Genomic DNA, 265 nt, shown 5'->3' on the forward strand with positions numbered 1-265 from the left:
GCGGGTCCAGCTCTCGCTCGCATCGTGGATCAGCTCGGCCGCCATCCGGACCGTCGTCAACGACCTGCTCGAGATCTCCCGTCACGACGCCGGCGTCGCGGAACTCGCGTCGGACCTGTTGGACGTGCGCATGTGTGCGCGTGCCGCGGTGTCGACCGTGCGCCACCTGGCCAAGGACACCGGCACGGACGTCATCATCGACATGCCGGACACCGCCGTCATGGCCGAGGTCGCCCCCCGCCGCGTCGAGCGCGTCCTCCGTAAC

The 265-nt window shown here is 70.2% G+C and carries 1 pseudogene; it reads left to right on the forward strand.

Going from position 1 to position 265, the window contains the following annotated elements:
* Positions 1 to 265 (forward strand): annotated as a pseudogene (locus AC0IX4_RS23090) (hypothetical protein); the annotation flags it as partial.

It is taken from the genome of Rhodococcus sp. AC861, assembly GCF_979256035.1.